Here is a 1,388-nt window from a genome sequence, read left to right as displayed (position 1 = left end):
GGTCATACTGATAGTGATGGAAGTAATGCATTGAACCAAACTTTATCTGAAAATAGAGCTGCTGCAGTAAGAAACTACTTGGTAGAAAAAGGAATTAACGCAGACAGATTGAAATCTACTGGTTTTGGTGAAACTAAACCAATCGCTTCTAATAGAACAGCAAAAGGAAAAGCTGAAAACAGAAGAGTTGAAGTTTCTTTGATCAAACAATAATTTCTTCAAAATATTTCTAGAAAACGCCCCGATGTATCGGGGCGTTTTTTTTTATAACAATAAATAATTCATTCTTAAAAAAAGCGAAAAAAACTATTATATAGAATAGTATCAATTAATTAATAATCGAGAAGGTATAATTATACTAAGTTGTTCAGTGCTAGTAAATATTATATTGGAACAGTTTGTATCAACTACATCTGGTATCTAATTATTATGATGGTTTAATAGCCTATTATGAGTGGTTTTACATTACATACGTAATTTAGTACATCAGTTTTTAATTAAAATAATTAATAACAATTAACATTTGATTTTGTGATTAATAATTATCGAGGTACTTTTGTACGTAATTAATTATACAATAAAACAATAATGAAACATTTTAACAAAATTTTTGTTGCTGCTATGATGGTTATGGGATTAAGTTCTCATGCTCAAGACAGTAACAACCCATGGGCGATCTCTTTTGGAGTTAATGCAGTGGACACAAGAACTAGTGCGGCAGGAGGGAAGAATTCAATTGATAGTCACCTTTCTCAACCATTTGATGTAAAAAACAATTGGAATATTCTTCCTTCGGTATCTTACATCAGTGTATCAAGGTATTTAGGAAGTAATTTTTCTTTTGGATTACAAGGTTCTGTTAACAAAATTGATAAGTATGTTAGATTCGATCCAACTGCTCCAGGACATGATTCTCGTGGTTACGTAACTAGCAATCCAGGTGACTTAATGTATTACGGAATTGACGCTACGGTAAAATATAGCTTCATGAGTTTAATTGGATCTAAAGTAATCGACCCATCTCTACATGTTGGTGGAGGGTATACTTTCTTTGGAGATAGTAGCTTTGGAACTATAAATCCGGGTGCTGGATTAACTTTCTGGTTTACTGACAATGTTGGTTTATCTCTTGAAACATCTTTTAAGAAAGCTTTCGGAGATAGAGATGACGCCGCTGGAGTTCCAGATGCACCATCTCACTTTCAACACACTGCTGGTCTTATCTTCAAATTTGGAGGAAAAGATACTGATGGTGACGGAATTTATGATAAAGACGATGCATGTCCAGAAATTGCTGGTTTAAAAGAATTCAACGGTTGTCCTGATACAGACGGAGATGGTATTGCTGATAAAGATGATGCATGTCCAGACGTTGCAGGTCCAAAAGA

2 protein-coding genes are annotated in these 1,388 nt (G+C 33.7%); both read left to right on the top strand.

The window, feature by feature from the left end; translation table 11 throughout:
• Nucleotides 1-213: OmpA family protein (locus HNQ00_RS16250; RefSeq protein ID WP_173839552.1), on the top strand; the 213-nt coding region annotated here is incomplete at its 5' end.
• A gap of 375 nt (nucleotides 214-588) precedes the next feature.
• Nucleotides 589-1,388, top strand: an 800-nt coding sequence (locus HNQ00_RS16245; RefSeq protein ID WP_173839551.1) for a thrombospondin type 3 repeat-containing protein, incomplete at its 3' end; no start/stop codon positions are given.

It is taken from the genome of Flavobacterium aeripolare (assembly GCF_013294025.1).
Taxonomy (GTDB): Bacteria; Bacteroidota; Bacteroidia; order Flavobacteriales; family Flavobacteriaceae; genus Flavobacterium.
Note: the sequence above shows the minus strand (reverse complement) of the source record. Positions and strands in the feature narration are given on the sequence as shown.